The organism is Pseudomonas sp. CCC3.1, from assembly GCF_034347405.1.
In the GTDB taxonomy this organism is placed as follows: domain Bacteria; phylum Pseudomonadota; class Gammaproteobacteria; order Pseudomonadales; family Pseudomonadaceae; genus Aquipseudomonas.
In genome coordinates, this window is sequence record NZ_CP133778.1 from 5,229,484 (window position 1) to 5,247,713 (window position 18,230).

The 18,230-nt window shown below is 56.0% G+C and carries 15 protein-coding genes and 1 pseudogene; 8 read left to right on the plus strand and 8 right to left on the minus strand.

Annotation, left to right across the window (positions count from 1 at the left end; translation table 11 throughout):
- Positions 1-90: 90 nt before the first annotated feature.
- Positions 91-1,770: pseudogene (locus RHM56_RS22845) on the minus strand (putative bifunctional diguanylate cyclase/phosphodiesterase); the annotation flags it as partial.
- Positions 1,771-2,227: 457 nt separating this feature from the next.
- Here RHM56_RS22845 and uvrD point away from each other — a divergent pair.
- The 4 genes from uvrD to RHM56_RS22865 all read left to right on the plus strand — a co-directional run bounded on the left by uvrD (position 2,228) and on the right by RHM56_RS22865 (position 6,494).
- Positions 2,228-4,411, plus strand: a complete 2,184-nt coding sequence (gene uvrD / locus RHM56_RS22850) for a DNA helicase II (RefSeq protein ID WP_322236313.1) — start codon at positions 2,228-2,230, stop codon at positions 4,409-4,411.
- Between the two features lie 38 nt (positions 4,412-4,449).
- Positions 4,450-4,890, plus strand: coding sequence for an EamA family transporter (locus RHM56_RS22855; RefSeq protein ID WP_322236315.1), 441 nt, complete (start codon positions 4,450-4,452; stop codon positions 4,888-4,890).
- A 192-nt stretch (positions 4,891-5,082) separates the two neighbouring features.
- On the plus strand, positions 5,083-5,952 hold the full coding sequence (locus RHM56_RS22860) for a Tim44 domain-containing protein (RefSeq protein WP_019409089.1): 870 nt from the start codon (positions 5,083-5,085) through the stop codon (positions 5,950-5,952).
- A 134-nt stretch (positions 5,953-6,086) separates the two neighbouring features.
- Positions 6,087-6,494 carry an SMI1/KNR4 family protein gene (locus tag RHM56_RS22865; RefSeq protein ID WP_017739032.1) on the plus strand — a complete coding sequence of 136 codons (408 nt, stop codon included), beginning with the start codon at positions 6,087-6,089 and terminating at the stop codon, positions 6,492-6,494.
- A 72-nt stretch (positions 6,495-6,566) separates the two neighbouring features.
- On the opposite strand, the gene RHM56_RS22870 is transcribed toward RHM56_RS22865, so the two are convergent.
- Positions 6,567-8,327, minus strand: a complete 1,761-nt coding sequence (locus RHM56_RS22870; protein WP_322236319.1) for a cation:proton antiporter — start codon at positions 8,325-8,327, stop codon at positions 6,567-6,569.
- Positions 8,328-8,614: 287 nt separating this feature from the next.
- Here RHM56_RS22870 and RHM56_RS22875 point away from each other — a divergent pair, with 287 nt between their 5' ends.
- Positions 8,615-9,100: an acyl-CoA thioesterase gene (locus RHM56_RS22875; protein ID WP_322236321.1), complete on the plus strand. Its 486-nt coding sequence runs from the start codon at positions 8,615-8,617 to the stop codon at positions 9,098-9,100.
- A 104-nt stretch (positions 9,101-9,204) separates the two neighbouring features.
- Here the strand turns inward: RHM56_RS22875 and pdxY are convergent, their stop codons facing one another.
- A complete protein-coding gene (pdxY, locus tag RHM56_RS22880; protein ID WP_322236323.1) occupies positions 9,205-10,077 on the minus strand; it encodes a pyridoxal kinase PdxY in 873 nt (290 codons plus the stop codon).
- Positions 10,078-10,190: 113 nt separating this feature from the next.
- On the opposite strand from pdxY, the gene RHM56_RS22885 reads away from it, so the two are divergent.
- Positions 10,191-10,598 (plus strand): DUF3301 domain-containing protein, encoded by a 408-nt coding sequence (locus RHM56_RS22885; RefSeq protein WP_322236325.1) that lies wholly within the window; start codon positions 10,191-10,193, stop codon positions 10,596-10,598.
- Between the two features lie 268 nt (positions 10,599-10,866).
- On the opposite strand, the gene RHM56_RS22890 is transcribed toward RHM56_RS22885, so the two are convergent.
- The 3 genes from RHM56_RS22890 to zigA are packed head-to-tail and all read right to left on the minus strand — an operon-like array spanning position 10,867 to position 13,737.
- The gene (locus RHM56_RS22890; protein ID WP_322241850.1) at positions 10,867-11,841 is read right to left on the minus strand and encodes a CobW family GTP-binding protein; all 975 of its coding nucleotides are present in this window, start codon (positions 11,839-11,841) and stop codon (positions 10,867-10,869) included.
- 40 nt (positions 11,842-11,881) lie between these two features.
- Positions 11,882-12,532 (minus strand): DUF1826 domain-containing protein, encoded by a 651-nt coding sequence (locus RHM56_RS22895; RefSeq protein WP_322236327.1) that lies wholly within the window; start codon positions 12,530-12,532, stop codon positions 11,882-11,884.
- Complete coding sequence (gene zigA / locus RHM56_RS22900) at positions 12,529-13,737, minus strand: zinc metallochaperone GTPase ZigA (protein WP_322236329.1); 1,209 nt, start codon at positions 13,735-13,737, stop codon at positions 12,529-12,531. The genes RHM56_RS22895 and zigA overlap by 4 nt, the downstream gene beginning before the upstream one ends.
- Positions 13,738-13,889: 152 nt before the next feature.
- Here zigA and folE2 point away from each other — a divergent pair, with 152 nt between their 5' ends.
- Positions 13,890-14,786 (plus strand): GTP cyclohydrolase FolE2, encoded by an 897-nt coding sequence (gene folE2 / locus RHM56_RS22905; RefSeq protein WP_322236331.1) that lies wholly within the window; start codon positions 13,890-13,892, stop codon positions 14,784-14,786.
- Between the two features lie 49 nt (positions 14,787-14,835).
- Here folE2 and RHM56_RS22910 read toward each other — a convergent pair whose 3' ends face one another.
- The gene (locus RHM56_RS22910) at positions 14,836-15,354 is read right to left on the minus strand and encodes a DUF3617 domain-containing protein (RefSeq protein ID WP_322236333.1); all 519 of its coding nucleotides are present in this window, start codon (positions 15,352-15,354) and stop codon (positions 14,836-14,838) included.
- Positions 15,355-15,490: 136 nt separating this feature from the next.
- Here RHM56_RS22910 and cls point away from each other — a divergent pair, with 136 nt between their 5' ends.
- Positions 15,491-16,930, plus strand: coding sequence for a cardiolipin synthase (gene cls, locus RHM56_RS22915; protein WP_322236335.1), 1,440 nt, complete (start codon positions 15,491-15,493; stop codon positions 16,928-16,930).
- Positions 16,931-16,992: 62 nt separating this feature from the next.
- Here cls and cfaB read toward each other — a convergent pair whose 3' ends face one another.
- Positions 16,993-18,174 carry a C17 cyclopropane fatty acid synthase CfaB gene (gene cfaB / locus RHM56_RS22920; protein WP_322236337.1) on the minus strand — a complete coding sequence of 394 codons (1,182 nt, stop codon included), beginning with the start codon at positions 18,172-18,174 and terminating at the stop codon, positions 16,993-16,995.
- Between the last annotated feature and the right edge of the window lie 56 nt (positions 18,175-18,230).

Consider the following 18,230-nt stretch of genomic DNA (forward strand, 5'->3'; position numbering starts at 1 on the left):
ATTCGTTTTTTGCCCAACCAATACGTCGCCATACCCCCAACCTAACCCGCTAAACACAGCAATTTCGGCACTTTGTAGCCTGTGAGGACACTACAAAAGTGCGACGCCGACGCGTAACAAGTCACCTAGCGCCGCTGCGTTGATCGGGCTGCTGATCAAATACCCCTGCACTTCGTCACACTGGTGCGCCTTGAGAAACGCCAGTTGCACCTCGTTTTCAACACCTTCGGCCACCACTTTCAACTCCAGACTGTGAGCCATGGCGATGATTGCCTTGGTGATGGCATCGTCCTCGGCACAGGTCCCGACACCCCGAATAAAGGTTTGATCAATCTTCACGTAATCCACTGCAAACCGCTTGAGGTAGCTGAGCGATGAGTAGCCGGTGCCAAAGTCATCGATCGCCAGTTTCACACCCAGTTCGTTGAGTTGCTGGAAGGTCGCAATCACGTATTCGACATTCTCAAGCAGCTGACTTTCCGTCAGCTCAAGTTCCAGGCAGTGCGGCGCCAGCCCGGTGTCTTCGAGGACCTGACGCACCAGGCTGACCAGGTTGCCCTGGCGCAATTGATGGCCCGACAGGTTCACCGACACCCGTATCGGTACCAGCCCCGCACGCCTCCATTCACTGGCCTGACGGCAGGCTTCGCGCAATACAAACTCGCCAATTGCATCGATCAGCCCTGTTTCCTCGGCCAGCGCAATAAAGTCGCTCGGCGAGACGCTGCCCAACTGCGGGTGATCCCAGCGCACCAGCGCTTCGACAGCCTGCAACCGCCCTGTTTTCAGGCACAACTTGGGCTGGTAGAAAACACTGAGCTGGCGATCGGTGATGGCTTTGCGCAGTTGATTTTCCAACTGCAAACGCTCAAGGGTGCTGTGTTGCAAGCTGTGACTGAAAAACTGGAATGTGCCGCCGCCCACGTGTTTGGCCTGATGCATGGCTTTGCTGGCCTGGCTGACCAACAGCGCAATGTCGCGTGCGCTGTCCGGCAACAAACTGATACCGATTGACGCGCTGATCACCAGTTCGTGGCCATCCACCACCAGCGGCCGACCCAGCTTGCCAAGCAGCCGCGTCGCCACCCGCGCCAGACTGGTCAGGCTGCCATAGGCATCGAACAACACAGCAAACTCATCGCCAGACAGTCGCGCAATCGTATCGGCCTCCGGCAAGGCCTTGGTCAAGCGCTCGGCAATTTGTTGCAGCACTTGATCGGCCAGCTCATGCCCCAGGCTGTCATTGAGCAGCTTGAAGCGGTCGAGGTCGATGTGCAGCAGGGCGAGGTTGCGCGAGGTGCCCTGGCGAATACGCTGATTGGCCTCTTCCAGACGCTCTTTGAACAACAGCCGATTAGCCAGGCCGGTCAGTTCATCAAAATGCGTGAGATGGCGCACCCGCGCCTCAGAACGTCGGCGCGCCGAAAGGTCGCTGATAAACGCCACGATGTGGCTGACCTGCGCGGCTGCATCGCGCACCACTTTGAGTTGCAGCCATTGCGGGTAAAGCTCGCCGTTCTTGCGGGCCTCAACCAGTTCGCCCTGCCAACAGTCCTGCTGATCGAGTGAGGCGCGAATAATCGGAAAATGCCGACGCGCATCGCGGCTACAGGCCAGCTCATCGACGCGACGCCCCACCAGATCGTCCACCGCATAGCCACTGATCCGGCTAAACGCCTGATTGACCGCCAGCATTTTGTACGTGGGGTCGAGAATCACAATGCCTTCGCTGGCCGCCTCAAACACGGTCGACGCCAACCGCCGCTGCTCCACCTCATGGGCAAGCTCCGAATTCAGTTGTTCACTGCGGACATTGGCTTGCTGCAGGTCTGCGAACAACCCCTGGTGGTGCTGGCGACGTACTTGGCGACGCTGATTAATCAGATTGATTTGCCAGGCAACAGTACCCAGCAGCGCCAGAAAAAGCCCGAACCCTAAACCGGAATAAATTCCCAGCGAGGTAAAACTCTGATTCATCGGCAGTGTTCTTAAATAAAGTGGATGAGCCAAAACGTCGCCCGAGCATACACAAGCCGTGCCCGCGACCAAACGGTGAAACGTCAAAAAATAGACGAAATAGAGTCAGCGAATTAACTCGCCGATTTAACACTCTATATGCACTCATTTTTGACACTCGGCCCAGAGCTGCGACGGACGGCCAGGCAGACCTGCACATAGAACAGGATTGGGGTTTGCCCGGTTGGACCCAGCACCCTAGAATGCGCCGATGCGCGAAGACCTCTCTCTCTTATTAAATTCCCTCAACGATGCCCAACGTCAGGCCGTCACGGCCAGTGTCGGGCGTCAGTTGGTTCTGGCCGGCGCAGGTTCCGGCAAAACCCGTGTGCTGGTGCACCGTATCGCTTGGTTGATCCAGGTCGAGAACGCGTCCCCGCACTCCGTGCTGTCGGTGACGTTCACCAACAAGGCCGCTGCCGAGATGCGCCACCGCATCGAGCAGCTAATGGGTATCAACCCGGCCGGCATGTGGGTGGGCACGTTCCACGGGCTGGCTCACCGCCTGCTGCGGGCACACTGGCAAGAGGCTGGCTTGAGCCAGACCTTCCAGATCCTCGACAGCGATGACCAGCAACGCTTGGTCAAACGTGTGATGCGTGAGCTGGGGCTGGATGAACAGCGCTGGCCGGTGCGCCAGGCGCAATGGTTTATCAACGGCCAGAAAGACGAAGGCCTGCGCCCACAACACATTCAAGCCAGCGGCGATCTGTTCCTGGCCACCATGCGCAACATTTACGAGGCCTACGAGGCCGCATGCCAGCGCGCCGGCGTAATCGACTTCTCTGAGCTGCTATTGCGCGCCCTCGACCTGTGGCGCGACAACCCCGGCTTGCTTGCGCATTACCAGAAACGCTTCCGGCATATTCTGGTCGACGAATTTCAAGACACCAACGCCGTTCAATACGCCTGGCTGCGCTTGCTGGCCAAAGGCGGCGACAGCTTGATGGTGGTGGGCGATGACGATCAGTCGATTTACGGCTGGCGCGGCGCCAAGATTGAAAACATCTACCAGTACTCGACCGACTTCCCGGACGCCGAAACCATTCGTCTGGAGCAAAACTATCGCTCCACGGCGGGCATCCTCAAAGCGGCCAACGCCCTGATTGCCAACAACAGCGGGCGCATGGGTAAAGAGTTGTGGACTGACGGCGGTGACGGCGAAGCGATTAATCTGTACGCGGCCTTCAACGAGCACGACGAAGCGCGCTACGTGGTCGAAACCATCGAAAGCGCCTTGAAAACCGGTCTTGCCCACAGCGACATCGCCATCTTGTACCGCTCCAACGCCCAATCGCGGGTGCTTGAAGAGGCGTTGCTGCGCGAGCGTATCCCGTACCGCATCTATGGTGGCCAGCGCTTCTTCGAACGCGCTGAAATCAAAAACGCCATGGCCTACATGCGCTTGCTGGAAGGCCGCGGCAACGATGCGGCACTGGAGCGGGTGATCAACGTTCCAGCGCGCGGCATCGGCGAAAAGACCGTCGAAGCCATTCGCGAGCACGCACGCCACAGCGATGTGTCGATGTGGGAGGCCATGCGCCAGCTGATCGCCAATAAAGCCTTGCCGGGACGTGCCTCTGGCGCCATCGCAGGCTTTGTCGAACTGATCGAGAACCTCGCCGCCAAAGTCATGGACATGCCGCTGCACCTGATGACCCAAACCGTCATCGAGCAAAGCGGGTTGATTGCCTACCATGAAGCGGAAAAAGGCGAGAAAGGCCAGGCCAGGGTAGAAAACCTTGAGGAACTGGTGAGCGCTGCGCGCAACTTCGAAAGTAATGAAGAAGACGAAGAACTGTCGCCACTGGCGGCCTTCCTTGGCCACGCTTCACTGGAAGCGGGTGACACGCAGGCCGAGGAGCACGAAGACGGTATCCAACTGATGACGCTGCACAGCGCCAAAGGTCTGGAGTTCCCGTATGTGTTCCTGGTCGGAATGGAAGAAGGCTTGTTCCCGCACAAAATGAGCCTCGAAGAACCGGGCCGTCTTGAAGAAGAACGCCGTCTGGCCTACGTGGGCATCACCCGGGCGATGCACAACCTGGTCATGACCTATGCTGAGACCCGACGTCTGTACGGCGCAGAAACCTACAACAAGGTTTCACGCTTCGTACGTGAAGTGCCAAAAGGTCTGATTCAAGAAGTTCGGCTGTCCAACAGCGTCAGTCGTCCTTTCGGCGGCGGTCAACAGCAAAGCGCGAGCACGCTGTTTGGCGGTTCGGAGATCCCGGAAACCGAATTCAAACTGGGCCAACTGGTCAAGCACGCGGTCTTTGGTGAAGGTGTCATCCTCAATTTCGAGGGCGCTGGCGCACAGGCCCGCGTGCAGGTGAACTTCTCCGAGGGCAGTAAGTGGCTGATGATGGGCTACGCCAAGCTTGAAGCCGTCTGACAGCAACCCGACAGCGATCCAACGATAAGGTAGGCAACATGGGCTCAGGTTTTTTTTCTTCCTGGACATTCTGGGCCCTGTTGTCAGCCACCTTTGCGGCGCTGACCGCCATTTTTGCCAAAGTGGGCATCGAGAACGTCAACTCTGACTTTGCGACCTTGCTGCGCACCATCGTGGTGCTGGTGAGTCTGGCGCTGATTCTCTATGCCACCGGGCAATACCAGTCCCTGAGTTCGATCTCGCCCCGCAGTTACTTGTTTTTGCTGCTGTCGGGGTTAGCCACCGGTGCTTCGTGGATCTGCTACTTCCGCGCCTTGAAACTGGGGCCTGCGTCGCTGGTCGCCCCGGTGGACAAACTCAGCGTGGTGCTGGTGGCGATCATTGGTGTACTGCTGCTGGGTGAAAAACTCGACCTGCGCCAATGGGGCGGGATTGGTTTGATTACCGCTGGCGTGGTGATGTTGGTGTTAAAACGGTAGGAGCGAGCTTGCCTCGCGATCTTTTAAACGATCAAAAGATCGCGAGGCAAGCTCGCTCCTACAGAGACCACGCGACTCTAGGAACCGTCCTACTGCCAATTAGGCAAAAGCCCGAAACATATCACTGCTAGCCAGTCACACCTCACCTGTGCAACATGGCGCGCGTGTCATCCACAAATGGGAATTCCCTTTATGAAACGTTTTCTTAGCATCGCTATGGCGTTGTGCATCGGTTTGACGATGAGCCTCGACGCGAACGCCAAACGCTTCGGCGGCGGCAAAAGCTCCGGCGCCGCGCCGAGCCATCAGACTAGCCAAATGGCCCCTTCAGCGGGTGCTGGCGGTGCTGCTGCCACCGCAGGTGCTGCCGGTGCCGCAGGCGCGGCTGCCAAAGCCGGCGGTGCTTCGCGCTGGTTAGGCCCTCTGGCCGGTATCGCTGCTGGCGGTCTGCTGGCGTCCATGTTCATGGGCGGCGGCTTCCAGGGCATGCAGTTCTTCGACATCCTGATCATGGCGGTCATCGCCTTTGTGATCTTCCGCTTCATTGCCGCTCGCCGTCGCAAGCAGCAAGAAGGCATGGCTCCGGCTGGCGCTCCTATGCAGCGTGAAGTGTTCGAGCAAAAGCCTGCCATGGGCGCGATCTTCGGCGGTTCGGCTGCACCTGCTGCTGCCCGTCCGGTGATCAACGCTCCGGCCTGGTTCAACGAAGAGCGTTTCGTTGAAGCGGCGCGCAACCACTTCCAGTCCCTGCAGCAACACTGGGACGCCAACGAAATGGACAAGATCGCCGAGTTCGTGACCCCGCAACTGCTGGAGTTCCTGAAGCGCGAGCGTGCCGAATTGGGCGACGCCTTCCAGTCGACTTACATCGACGACCTGCGTGTACAGCTTGAAGGTGTGGATGATCGCGCCGACAAGACTATCGCGACCCTGACCTTCAGCGGCGTGTCTAAAACCTCGCGTTTCGACCAGGGCGAAGTGTTCAGCGAAAGCTGGAACATGGAACGTCCACAAGGCGAAAATCAGCCTTGGCTGGTTGCCGGTATCCGCCAAAACGGCTGATTCCTCAGGCGCTACACGTTGTAACCAAAGCCCCGGACTTGTCCGGGGCTTTGCATTTCACGATTGCACTTATAACGAGCTACTGTATAAAGCCCGTCATATAAACCGCGCCATAGAGCATGAGGATTGAGGTCGTGGAAGAAATCATCGAACAATTGCGTGAAGCCAATGAGCCTGTGCCCGTTCCCCTGGAACTGCCTGACGAAGATCAACTGGTAGAAATCGAAGAACAATTGTTCATCGACATTCCTTTTGTCTTCAGAGAGTTTTTGCTGACCGTCAGCGACGTCGTATACGGCAGCCTGGAGCCGGTGACCGTGACCGACCCGCAGTCGCACACTTACCTGCCCGATGTGGCCGCAAACGCTTGGGACGCTGGCGTTGACCGCAGCATGATCCCGATCTGTCAGGACGGCGACGACTACTACTGCGTCGAAGAAGACGGCACCGTGGTGCTGTGGTCAGGCGAAGAAGAACTCGTGACCGAAGAGACCTGGGAATCAGTCTGGCACTGGGCACGGGACGTCTGGCTGGAAAGCTGAGGCACAACAGCTTGCCTCGCGATCTTTTAAACCATCAAAAGATCGCGAGGCAAGCTCGCTCCTACCTGTTACTCAGTGGCCGCCTTCCTTGTGGTTGTCCAGCGTCTCCAGCAGCGCAACCTGCATGCGCGTATGGATGCGGATAAACCAGCGCCACAACAGCGCCGCAACCCCCGCCGCCACCACCGCAATCACGATGAGCAGCTCGTTGGTGGGCAGAATGCTCGCCGACAACGCCGACAGCAGCAGAAAAATCACCAGCAACGACAAAATCGGGATCACTTCAGAGATCACCCGACGCACACGCTGCGTGTGCCGCCCGGCCACTTCAGGTTTGACACCCATCTCCGCCAGCAGCATCGATAGCGCCTTAAGCTTGCGATACGCCGCGATTAAAAACGGCAGCGACAGCAGCAAGGCCAAGCCCCAGATCATTGCTTTCTGCCAGCTCGGTTCCAGAATCCAACCCTGCAAATACCGGCCGATTCGGGGAGCGAAATAACCGCCCGCAAAGAAAATAGCGATGACCAGCGCCAGGTTAACGCCCACCTGCAGCAATATTTTTCGGATCATGGCCGCGAGTAAGGCGCCCTCTCCCTGCGGCTGAATGCTGCGCAACCACTCGCCATACAGCCCAAAAACCCGCGAAACCCGGTTAGGGACAACCTGCGCCAGCTTCAGCGAGAGCGGGTCTGCGGCCCGAATCAGGTAGGGCGTCATCAAGGTGGTCAGAACCGATACCGCGACCGCGACGGGGTACAGGAAGCTGCTGGTGACCTGCAAGGTCATTCCCAGCGCGGCAATGATGAATGAAAACTCTCCGATCTGAGAGAGACCCATCCCTACCCGCAATGAGGTGCGTCCGTCATTGCCCGCGATAAAGGCTCCAAGCCCGCAGGAAAGCATCTTTCCCAGGACCACAGCGACGGTAATCACCACAATTGGCAACGCATATTCCATCAAAATGGCGGGGTCGAGCATCAGACCGATGGCGACAAAAAAGATCGCACTGAACAGATCACGTACCGGCTCGATCAGGCGTTCGATTTTCAGTAACTGACGCGATTCGGCCATGATTGCACCGATCAAAAATGCGCCCAACACCATGCTGTATTCCAGCTTGACCACCAGCAGGCAGAAACCGAAGCACAGCCCCAGCACGGTGATCAGCAACATTTCATTACTTTCAAACCTGGCCACATACGCCAGCACCCGCGGCACCAGCAAGATGCCGATGACCAGCGCCACAATCATGAACAGAGACAGTTTGCCGACCGTCGAAAAGACTTCTTCGGGGCTCACACTGCCACTGACGGCAATGCTCGACAGCAAGGCAATAATCCCGATGCCCAGGATGTCTTCAACGATCAGCACGCCAAAAATAAGCTGCGCAAAACGCTCATTTTTCATCTTCAGGTCGTTAAGTGCTTTAACGATGATCGTGGTCGAGGAAATCGCCAGAATGGCGCCCAGGAACAGCGAGTCCATGGTGTTCCAGTCAAACCAGCGGCCAATTTCATAGCCAATCCAGATCATCAGCGTAATTTCCATAAACGCTGCAATAAACGCCGTGGCCCCGACCTTGAATAACTTACGCAGGCTGAACTCCAGCCCCAGGCAGAACATCAAAAAAATCACCCCCAGCTCGGCCAGGGTTTTAATCGTTTCTTCATCGTGGATCAGGCCAAAAGGCGGGGTGTGCGGGCCGATAATAAAACCCGCCACGATGTAACCCAGCACCACCGGCTGCTTGAACCGGTGGAACAGAATAGTCACCACGCCTGCGACCAGCATGATGACTGCCAAATCCTGAATAAAGCTGATGGCATGCATGGCGTGACGCTCCTTTTTGATTTTTATCCAGCAACAAAACGACAGACACAGCCTAGCCAGCCGTGCATATCGCTTGTTTTAAATGTAGGAATTGTCCGATCGAAGGACTTTTGCAGGTTAACACCGCGACTTCCTACAGAAAGGCGGTGCAATATATGGAAACAGATACGTAAGTGCGTGACGGCAGCCAAAACGGCAACGTCCCGTTATTAACTGTTTCAAAAAATCGCAAAGTATCCGCAGAGATACCCATTTCACTGCTGCAACACAACCGCGAGCCTGCTGCTATGGAACCCGGAAACTCCCAACTGTCGATGACGGTCTTGATGACCCCGGACATGGCCAATTTTTCTGGCAATGTTCACGGCGGAACCCTGCTCAAGTACCTCGACGAAGTGGCCTACGCCTGCGCCAGCCGTTACGCAGGACGTTATGTGGTCACCTTGTCGGTGGATCAGGTTATTTTCCGTGAGCCGATTCATGTCGGCGAACTGGTCACCTTCCTCGCGTCGGTCAACTACACCGGCAATACCTCGATGGAAGTCGGGATCAAAGTCGTTACCGAAAATATCCGTGAACGCTCAGTGCGCCACACCAACAGCTGCTTCTTCACCATGGTGGCGGTGGACGACGACCGTAAACCGGCTTCAGTGCCGCCTTTGCAGCCGCTGAACAGTGAAGACAAGCGCCGCTTTATCCAGGGCAAACAACGTCGCCAGATCCGCCAGGAACTGGAAAAACGCTACCGTGAATTGAAAGACGAAACGCTGTAAAAACACCGCCCGCCTGTAGGAGCGAGCTTGTCTCGCGATCTTTTGATCGTCTAAAAGATCGCGAGGCAAGCTCGCTCCTACAGGGCGTTGGCGATATTGGCGGGTTACAAACTGATTGGCGTCGCTTCAAACCGCACACGCGGATGAGCAATGCGGTCTTGGGCACGCACCAGTTGCAACTCGTAGCTGGTACAGGCCTGGGTTTCGAGCAGCACTTCATGCACGGCCGCCGCTGTGAACTCAAAGGCCGCCACCAGGCTGTCACCCAGCAACACGCGCGCCAGGAACAACCCCGAGGTCAAATCGCCTACGCCCACCGGCTGGCGCGGGAAGGCCAACAGGGGGCGGCGCAGGTGCCAATTGCCCTCGGCAGTCACCAGCAACATCTCAAAGCTTTCTGCGGGCTTGCCGGGATAAGACAAGTGCTTGACCAGCACCGCTTTCGGGCCGCGAGCCAGCAGACTGCGCGCCATTGCCAGGCAATCAAAGAGCGATTGCGGCTGGCGACCACAGAAGCTGTCCAGCTCTAACTGGTTGGGGCACAAGAAATCTGCAACGGCGGCCGCTTCGTCGAGCAGAAAATCACTGACTTCCTGGGGCACGATGCAGCCTTTCTCCGGGTGTCCCATCACCGGGTCGCACAGGTACAAGGCCTTAGGGTTTGCCGCCTTGATACGCGCCACGCCGCTGAGAATCGCCCGGCCTTGCGCGGCACTGCCCAAATAGCCGGACAGCACAGCATCACAGTTACCCAGCTCGCCAATGGCGGCAATGCCTTCAACCAGCGCAGGAATTTGCTCTGGGGCCAACACTTCGCCTGCCCACTGACCATACTGAGTGTGGTTAGAGAACTGCACGGTATTCAAAGGCCAGACATTCACACCCACACGCTGCATGGGAAACACTGCTGCGCTGTTGCCGGCATGGCCGAAAACCACGTGGGATTGGATGGCGAGGAGATGAGGTGTACGTTTCATGCCGGATTCCAGACTGCGGATGGATTCGAGCCACGCAGTATGCGACTAAACACAACCTGTACGACAGACTGAAGACGCAGTTAAGCTGAACCGAATCTGTTGGAGCGCACTTAATGCTGACCCTTGGAAATATGTTTGTGCTGATGCTGCTGGCAACGGGCGCTGCTTGGCTGTGGCACAACCACGGCCTGCGAGAACGGGCGCTGGAACGGGTCAAACAGCACTGCAAAAAACTCGACATCGAGCTGCTGGATGAAAACGTCGCGCTCAAGAAAATCGGTTTTATTGCCGATGCCAACGGCCAGAAGCGCCTGGCCCGCGTGTATAACTTCGAGTTCACGGTAACCGGCGATCAGCGCCATACCGGGACCATCACTCAGTTCGGTGCCCACAGCGCCAAAATCGACCTGCCGCCCTACCCGGTCAAGGCCGAGGACGAACCTGAGCCAAGCGTCGTTCCCAGCGCCCAGGTGATTGAACTCAGCCAATGGCGCCAAGAACACAGCAAAACACGCCACTGACCTGCCGTCATAACCTCTGTAGCCGCTGCCGAAGGCTGCGATAAGGGCCGAAGGACTTTCGCTTTCAATGTGTCAGAGAGTCGCGACGCAACCCATCGCAGCCTGCGATAGCGGCTACAAGCCCCCTGTGGATAACTCCGCTATAACCCTTGATCTAGACACTTCCAGCAGCTTTTTCGGCAGAAAAACGGCTGCACACACTTTAAATTGTAGGACAATTTTACCAGCACAGAATCGCCGTAAACACTGGGTTTCTTACCCGTACAGCTCACCTCTCTTCCTTTATCAGGCAGTTTTCCAGACCGGAACGGAGCCATTCCAGGTCTTGCTGACCCTCAAATATCAATTCGATGCGTGAATCCTGACGCCATTCGCTGGATTTCCACTGCTCAAGCGAGTTATCCACAGAGTTACTTGAAAACCAGCCCTCTGAAGCGCGGATAACCAGCTTGGCACGGCGCCAATTCAAGCTTTTTAGCCAGTGCTCCAGCCCACTCAAATCAAATTGCCGAGAAGCATGCCAACGCCAACCAACACTCCATCCTTCAGGTTGAATCTGGGTCAGCTGAATCGGGGTTTCGGGGTCGGTAAAAACGCTGCCAATTCGAGTAAAATCCTTATAAATCAATGAGTTATCCACAGGATGAATATCATTCACGTGGGCTGCAGGCAGCGTATTTAAAGGGATTCGGCCCTGCTCGACCCATAAAACAGGGCACTTTGGCAGGCCATATGCAATTTGCTCACGTTGCTCATTTTGCACACTATTAGATTTATTCATGACCACTAAACCGGCCGTTTCCAGGGCCGTTTGCTGGGTTTCAGGCAGTGGTTTTCCTTGGGCCACGGCCTGTGCATCGAGCACCATGACGCACGGCTGCAGGGCCAAAACACCCAGCCAGGGAGCCTCGCTGAGCTGTTTCAGGATTTGCGCGGGATGCCCCAAACCCGAAGGTTCGATAAACAACCGATCAGGTCGGGCCTTGCGCAAAAGACGGCTCAAACCAATCTGAAAAGGCGCCCCGTTGACGCAACACACGCAGCCGCCAGCGACTTCAGCAATGGCGATGTCATCGCCTCCAGCGCTCATCAGCGCCGCATCCAGCCCGATTTGACCGAACTCATTGACCAGTACCGCCCAGCGTTCGTGCTCAGGCTTTTGCGTCATCAGGTGCTGAATCACGCTGGTTTTGCCGGCGCCTAACGGCCCGGCAATCACGTGGGTAGGAATGTTCTGCAACATCATCGCCAGCTTCTGTTTTGATCGAAAGAAGCAATATGCCTCAGGCCAACCAATCCAGGGTCAAAATTAACCGTCGCTCACCGTCTGCCAAGGCTGGAGAGCGGTGGATCAAACCCGCGCCCTCATTGCCCTGCCATTTCTCGCCCTTGAGCAAGGCCACTTCGCCGGTCTGTATGTGTTCAATGTGTGAAGGGTCGCTTAGCTCTGCATGCACTTGGCCCAAATGACGGCGCTCCATCACGCCTTCCTGCAACCACTGACTGCCAATACCCGCGTACGTGGTAATTAGCCTTACAGGCACGTGGTCCACGTGAAATCGTGGGCACATCGCCTTATCCAGGGCCCTGAGACGCAGTCCAACGCGTTTGGCGCCCAACAAGCAGGCGTAGGCACTGACGAGCCAGGAAATATCCGCAATGAAGCCCTCATAGCCTTCTAAATCATTGAACCTGCTGGCCAGCCCTTTCAGGTTGGGCTGGGCTTTTTCATCGGCCATTTCAAGCACCAGTGCGTCGGCCAGCGGCTCGTCGAGCGAGAGCAATAAAGCCGCAAAATCGCTGATATGCAGCGGTAACTGGCGCTGCCAAATCGCTAGATTGATGTCGTCGTCCAAGACTCGGGCCATGACATCAGGCGTTGTCCCACGCACGTGACCGACCAATGGCTGCGCAGTACGAGCTAGATTCATCATGCAGCCACCTCTTCGTGCCACTCGCCAAAGGGATCATTCAGCTGCTTCCAGCCCTCTACGCCGAGGGCCATTTCCTGATCATTGAGCAAGCACGCATCCAGCTCGGCCGAGAGCAGGGCAAAGTCGATGTGCTGGCCGATAAACACCAACTCCTGACGGCAATCAGCAGTATCCGGGAGCCATTTTTTAAGAATTTCAGCTGTGCTTTCCGGGTCTTGCGGCCATTGGTCGCGGGGCACAAAACGCCACCAGCGCCCGGCAAACCCGTAACGCATCAACCCGCCCGCCTGTGACCAACTGCCCGCTTCCTGGTACTTGCTGGCCAGCCAGAAAAAACCTTTGGAGCGCAGCAATTTGCCGTTGGTCCAGGGGCGATCAATAAAGTTAAAAAACCGTTCGGGATGAAATGGCCGCCGTGCTCGATAGGCCGTGGACGCAATGCCGTACTCCTCGGTTTCTGGCACATGCTCACCGCGTAACTCTTGTAACCAGCCCGGTGCCTGAGCCGCTCGATCAAAGTCAAAACGACCGGTATCGAGAATTTTTTTCAGTGGGACTTCGCCCATCACCATCGGGATGATTTCAGCCTGAGCATTCAGACGCTCAAGAATGGCGATCAACTCCAGACGTTCGACGCTGCTGATGAGGTCGATTTTGCTGATCAAAATAACGTCAGCGAACTCGATTTGTTCAATCAACAGGTCCGTGATCGAGCGCTCATCATCTTCACCCAAGGTCTCGCCACGCGAGGCCAAGCTTTCTGCGGCCTGATAGTCCTGCAAGAAATTCAGGCCATCCACCACCGTGACCATCGTATCCAGCCGGGCAATATCGGCCAGACTTTGGCCCGATTCGTCGCGAAAGGTGAACGTTTCTGCCACGGGCAGCGGCTCTGAAATACCCGTCGATTCGATCAATAAATAATCAAATCGACCGTCTTTGGCCAACTTGCTGACCTCTTCCAACAAATCTTCACGCAGGGTGCAGCAGATACAGCCGTTGCTCATTTCGACCAATTTTTCTTCGGCGCGATTGAGGCTGACGTCACGCTGTACTTCACCGCCATCAATATTGATTTCACTCATGTCGTTGACGATCACGGCCACGCGCAAGTTTTCGCGGTTACGCAAAATGTAATTCAAGAGGGTGCTTTTTCCTGCACCGAGAAAGCCAGACAACACGGTCACTGGTAGGCGTTTACGCATGGAAGTTCCTCATCAGGGGTTGGCAGGTCAAAGCGCCCGCTTGTTGGCTTGACCCTTTCAGGTCTGCAGATAATGATACATTATAACAATACAGCTCAGTGTAATTGTTATCTTGTAACACCAACTCTATTTTCCCGACGGAAGCTCTTTTTATGAACGCGCTAACCCTTCCTGATATTGCCTCGCAAAACGCTCGACAAATTGTTCCTCTGGAATGGGTGGGGATGTGCGGCATTGCCCTGCCGATTGTGATTGAGGGTCAACGACTCACCGCCACGGCCGATGCAGGTGTGAGCCTGGATGATGGTGAAGCCCGTGGAATCCACATGTCGCGACTTTATCTAGCGCTCGAAGTATTAGAGTCGCAGGACCTGAACCCGCTACTTTTGAAAAAAATTTTGCAGCAATTTCTCGACAGTCACGATGATTTATCGATCTGCGCCTACCTGAGAATTCACACACAGATGCTGCTAAAACGCCCGGCGCTAGTCAGCCCATTGAGTGGCTGGAAGAGTTACCCGGTGAGCATCGATGCCTCTCTGAAAAACGGAATGTTCCACGTGGAACTAAAAGTAGAGGTGAACTATTCATCGACTTGCCCATGCTCAGCGGCCTTGGCACGGCAACTCATTCAGCAGCAGTTCGTGGATGACTTTGCTAATAAGCCATTGCAGCACGCTGAGGTTTTAACGTGGCTTGGCAGTTCGCAGGGCATTGTTGCAACACCTCACAGCCAAAGAAGCACTGCTTTTTTGCAGACACTGCTCAGTACCGAAGTGCAGCAATTACCCATCGAGGTAGTCATTGATGAGGCAGAAAGAGCGTTGGGGACCGCCGTGCAAACCGCAGTAAAACGCGCCGACGAGCAAGCCTTCGCGTTGGCCAATGGTCAGAACTTGATGTTTTGCGAGGATGCAGCGCGCCGGTTGAATGTCGCGTTAAAGGCCGTGCCGGGTGTGAATGGCTTCAACGTGAAGGTGGTCCACGCAGAAAGTTTGCACAGCCATGATGCTGTGGCTGAGAGTCGCTGGAACTGGAGGGCTCAGTAATCAGCAATCAATCCGCGCACGGCCTGAACACGTGCGCGGCGTTGATTCATCAGGTACGCGGTTTAACCGTTCCACAGTCTTGCCCTAGCCAAAGAGCACGCGTGTCCATGCTGCCCTTTTGCTGAACACCCGTGGCATTGAAAGTGCCCATCACCTGAGTCGTAAACTCACGATCGCTGGCGAACGTTGCTACCCCGGCACCCTGGGCTTTTGGACAACTAAACCGGAACTTCCACTGATTTCCACTACGCTCAGTAATCTGCTGATTACAACCGGACTTGGGGTCGGTCAGCGGAATGTCATTCGTCTTCACTTGCTCAGGTGTGAGGCACACGCGGATCCCTTTCCCGCCCATGCTTAACCCCTGGCTTTCCAACTGCCTCTTCATCTCTGGGGTCATCATGTTCTGAAACTGACCTAACATTACCTGCAGGTCTGGAAGCTGTTGACCGTCCACCTGCATATTGCTGGAGGTCACTTCCCAAAGACCCGGTTGCAGCATTTGGGCTTGAGCCACGGGGATGGATAAACCACAGGCTACAAGCAGCCCGAGCAGACGAACATTCATCAATGTCACTCCTACGGAATTGTCCGCGTTAGACGTCAAAAACAAGCGGGTGTTGCACTGCAAACCAAATAGCACATTCGCCCTAAAACACGGTCTGTTGTACTGAGGCGTTGGACATTCAGGAGCAAGGATACGCATGGATTATTTAGGCCCACACGTAATTGGTTATCTGATTTTACTGATCCACAGCTTAGGCTTGATTGCAGCGGTGCATGCGGTATTAACCGTACGAACAGCTCAGGGCTCGATTGCATGGGCCATGTCACTGTTCTTTATTCCCTACTTCACACTCATCCCGTACCTGATATTTGGTCGCAGCACCTTCGACGATTACATTCGCGCCCGACGCGATGCCAATCAGGAAATGCGCGAAGCCATCACCGATCTGAACTGGCGTCCGTGGGTTGAAGAAGCGCTCGCGGCTCGAAACTCCAAAGCCTACGCATCATTGCGTGCCATGCCAAAACTGGGGCGCATGCCGTGCCTGGCGAACAACAACGTGCGTTTGCTGATCAATGGCACGGCCACCTTCGAGGCGATTTTTAGCGCCATTCGCTCAGCCAAGAAGGTGGTACTGGTTCAGTTCTTTATCATCCACAACGACAAACTCGGGATGCAGCTACACGCCCTGCTATTGCAAAAAGCCGCTGAAGGGGTGGCGGTGCATGTGCTGTACGACAGCATTGGCAGCCACTCCTTGCCGAAAAGCTACAGTGAAAGCCTGCGCGCTGGCGGTGTTCAAACCTACGCATTTGCCACGCGCGGGGGCTGGATCAGTCGCTTCCAGGTGAACTTCCGCAATCACCGAAAAGTGGTCGTGGTGGATGGCGTGAAAGGGTTTGTCGGCGGCCATAACGTGGGCGATGAATACCTGGGGGCCAAGCCTCCACTCTCGCCTTGGCGCGATACCCATGTCGAAGTCAGTGGCCCGGTGGTGGCTTGCCTGCAAGAATCTTTTGCCGAGGACTGGTTCTGGGCATCACGGCAATTGCCGCCGCTGATCCTGCCGCAGAGCTATCCCGAAAACGGCATGCTCTGCCAATTCATGGCCAGCGGCCCGGCGGATCCATACGAAACCTGTTCACTGTTTTTCGTCGAGGCCATTCACGCCGCCAATCAACGGGTGTGGATAACCACGCCCTACTTTGTGCCAGATGAAGCGGTGTTCTCGGCATTGCGCCTCGCCGTTCTGCGAGGGGTGGATGTGCGCATCCTGATCCCGTCTCGCCCCGACCATAAAATTGTCTTCGCGGCATCCAGCCTGTATGCCTTCGAAGCAGTGCGAGCAGGCGTGCGGATCTTCCGTTATCAACCCGGTTTCGTGCATCAGAAAGTGGTGTTGGTCGACAACGAAATAAGCGCCATTGGCAGCGCCAACATGGACAACCGTTCGTTCCGCCTCAACTTCGAAGTGATGTTGCTGACCGTCGACCAAGCGTTCGCCACTGAGGTTGAACACATGTTGCTGGATGACTTCGCCTTGGCGCGCGAAGTGACCCATGACGACATCAAGGCCACGCATCGCTTACAACAACTGGGAATGCGCATCGCCCGACTGGTGTCGCCTATCTTGTAAAGCCACAAAAAAAAGCCGTGTCGCAGGCAGCGGCACGGCTTGGGAATGTTCAAACACGACGCTCAGCGATAAATATCCGCACGTGTCGGTGGCAATTCGATTGAGCCATCGGCATGGGGTTTGGTCGCCAATATTTGATCGATGTTGATCCAGCCATGGGTAAACGCATAGGCACAGCCCGCCAGGTACAGCCGCCAGATACGCAAGGCTTTCTCAGGCACCATCTTGGAAGCGGCCTCTAGATTTTTTTCCAGACGCTGACTCCAATGCTCCAAAGTGCGCGCGTAATGCAGACGCAGACTTTCGACATCGACCACTTCCAAACCGGCCTCACTGATCTCGGCGGTGATCATCGATAGATGCGGCAGCTCGCCATTCGGGAAGACATAACGGTCGATAAAATCCCCTGCCCCACGACCCACCGGGCGCCCGTCAGTGTGCTTGGCGGTAATGCCATGGTTCATCACCAGGCCGCCTTCGCGGACAGCGTTCGAGAGGATTTCGCAGTACTCACGCAAGTTGGCGTGCCCCACATGCTCAAACATGCCCACGCTGACGATTTTGTCGAAACGGCCGTCTTGCGGCAGATCCCGGTAGTCCAGCAGTTGCAGGTCAACTTTATCTTGCAGGCCTTCGGCCTTGACGCGTTCAAGCCCCAACGCCAGCTGTTCTTTACTCAGGGTAATGCCAAATACTTTGACCCCGTATTCGCGAGCCGCGAAGCGCGCCAGCCCACCCCAACCGCATCCCACGTCCAATAAATACTCGCCCGGCTTTAGCCGCAACTTGCGACACAGCAGGCGAAACTTGGCTTGCTGGGCTTCATCAAGCGTCTCTTCACCGGTTTCAAAATAGCCGCAGGAATAGGCCATATCGCGATCAAGCCACAACTGATAAAAGTCGTTGGACAGGTCGTAGTGATAAGAAATGGAAGCCGCATCAGTTTCTTTATCGTGGTGCACGCGCGAAGGCCGGGTGACATCTTCCGACACCAGCGCTTGGCTTAACTCATCACAGACCCGAATCACTTCGCTGATAGAGCCCTCAAGCTCAAGCTTGCCCTCGACAAACGCGCTGCCCAATAGATCAAGACTGGGGTGCGTAAACTCCGCCACGAGCTGCGGGTCCTTGACCACAATCGTGACACTGGGCTCCGGCCCCAAATTGAACTCGTGCCCGTCCCAAAGTTTTAGCCGTAATGGAAGCTGAAGTTTCTGTAAAGCTGGTGGCAGTTGCGCAAGCATCAGTGAGTCCCCCTTCATTCAGAACAACGAAACTATAGGTTAGACGATTAGCGGAA